Source organism: Plesiomonas sp. (genome assembly GCF_051650925.1).
Taxonomy (GTDB): Bacteria; Pseudomonadota; Gammaproteobacteria; order Enterobacterales; family CAMTGL01; genus Plesiomonas.
Map to the genome: position 1 here is coordinate 1 of NZ_JBOFRH010000459.1, position 2285 is coordinate 2285.

The 2285-nt window shown below is 41.9% G+C and carries 2 protein-coding genes; both read left to right on the forward strand.

Features of this window, described 5'->3' with window-relative positions; genetic code table 11:
* The first annotated feature begins 535 nt into the window (after positions 1-535).
* Positions 536-1858 (forward strand): cadaverine/lysine antiporter, encoded by a 1323-nt coding sequence (gene cadB / locus ACRC27_RS11090; RefSeq protein WP_438623397.1) that lies wholly within the window; start codon positions 536-538, stop codon positions 1856-1858.
* Between the two features lie 56 nt (positions 1859-1914).
* The coding region (locus ACRC27_RS11095) for an Orn/Lys/Arg decarboxylase N-terminal domain-containing protein (RefSeq protein ID WP_438639887.1) at positions 1915-2285 on the forward strand (371 nt) is incomplete at its 3' end.

Below are 2285 nucleotides of genomic sequence, written 5' to 3' on the forward strand. Positions count from 1 at the left end.
CAAGAACCTCTATTTTTTATAGACGATAAATAAGAGATAAAGCATAAACGTGAGAGATAATAATCGATTACGTTTTTTTGTTTGAATTCATAACTAAGTGTAACCATAAATACACATTATACCCTTCACATACCTGACAAATAAAAATCACAAAAAAACAAGACAACAAGACACAAAAAAACCTGACAATTTTTATTATTTATTCGAGTTCTGCTTTGCAAAAAATCGATTATTGGTACACGCTTTTGAGAGCGAAAAACAATTTATCATTCATGGATGGCCACTAGCACAAAATAAACAGCAAAATACAAAAATAACGTATTTAAATAGAATTTATAAATACGTTATAGGCATAGCATTAAAACAGAAAAAAACACGGTGAATTGTAAAAATATAAACATCAATTAACACATCAACTTAGCAAAATAGGCACGTAAACAACGCATGAAACGCGTAAAAGAAATGGCCTGAGGTTACCTGCATTTGTCCTCAGAAGCATTGTTGTATCTGTAAGATATGAAATCGGAGCTTATGTATGTCATCTGCAAATACAAAAAAAATAGGCTTAATTGCCTGTACCGGCCTTGTCGCAGGTAACATGATGGGAAGCGGTATTGCGCTTTTACCGTCAAGTCTTGCTTCTTACGGCTCAATTACCATTTACAGCTGGGCTATTTCACTGGTTGGCGCACTGGCGCTGGCTTACGTTTATGCGCGAATGGCAACCGTAAACCCACAATCGGGTGGCCCAGTGGCTTATGCCGGTGAAGTTTCACCTATTTTTGGTTTCCAAACCGGTGTGTTGTATTACCATGCCAACTGGATAGGTAATCTTGCTATTGCCATTACTGCCGTATCCTACCTCTCCACTTTCTTCCCGATTCTCAATGAACATATTCCTGCGGCTATCGCCTCGATTGCTATTGTGTGGTTTTTCACCTTTGTTAACCTGCTCGGCGGTGGGTTTGTCAGCCGCTTAACCACTATTGGGGTTGTGTTGGTACTGATCCCCGTTGTGGGTACTGCGCTGTTTGGCTGGTTCTGGTTTGACTCAGCCACATACGCCACAAGTTGGAACGTATCTGCAAAATCAGACTCAACCGCCATTACTCAAGCCGTCATCCTCTGCTTATGGTCATTTATCGGCGTGGAGTCAGCTTCTGTCAGTACCGGTTTGGTGGATAACCCAAAACGTACCGTCCCAATGGCAACAATGCTGGGTACAGCCCTTGCCGGTATTATCTACATTGCCGCCACACAAGCTATCAGCGGCATGTTTCCGGCCAGTGAACTGGCAAAATCGGGTGCCCCTTTTGGTATGGCCGCATCATTAATGGTCGGTAGTTGGGCAAACTCAGTGGTCTCGTTATTTACCGCATTGGCCTGCTTAACTTCACTCGGTTCTTGGATGATGCTAGTTGGTCAGGCCGGTGCACGTGCAGCGAGTGATGGCAACTTTCCTGCGGTATATGGCGAAATGTCAGCCTCTGGCATTCCACGTAAAGGGCTGATTCTTGCTTCAATTAAAATGACCGTCCTGATGATTATGGTAGCGTTCTTAGGCTCTCAAGGGGGCAGTGCCGCCAGCTTATTTACCCAAATTACCAGTATTGCTGTGCTGTTAACCATGCTGCCTTACTTCTACTCCTGCATTAACTTAATTCGTATGGAAGGTGCTAACGCTAAAAATATGCTCAGTATGCTGGCAGGAATATTAGGCAGTGCCTTCTGCTTTGTTGCTCTAGCAGGCGCAGAACAAGCCCCATTAGCCGGTACATTTATTGTTTCCCTGATTATATTAATATTCTATACCCGAAAAATCGCAAAACGTGGTGCAGCAGGGCAAACACAGTCTTAATTACCGCTTATCTGATGATATTTAGATAATTAAATAATGAACACCAAGGAGCTGCAATGAACATCGTTGCCATTTTAAGTAATGTAGATGCTTATTTTAAAGAAGCCCCGCTGCAAGAGCTCGATATTGCGCTACAAAAGCTCGGGTTTCATGTTATTTACCCATCCGACGCGGCAGATTTATTAAAGGTTATTGAAAATAACCCCCGTGTTTGTGCGGTAGTGTTTGACTGGGATAAATACGGGCTTGATCTGTGCAAAGACATCAGTGCACTGAATGAAAACTTGCCACTGCATGCGTTCGCTAATAATAACTCAGTGTTAGATATTAAATTAGGCCATCTGCGTTTAAATCTGAACTTCTTTGAATATCATCTTGATATTGCAAATGATATTGCAATGAAAATAGAGCAAAAACGCGATGAATA

Coding starts and splice junctions, on each gene's coding strand:
- cadB (WP_438623397.1), top strand. CDS start 536: ATGTCATCTGCAAATACAAAAAAAATAGGCTTAATTGCCTGTACCGGC.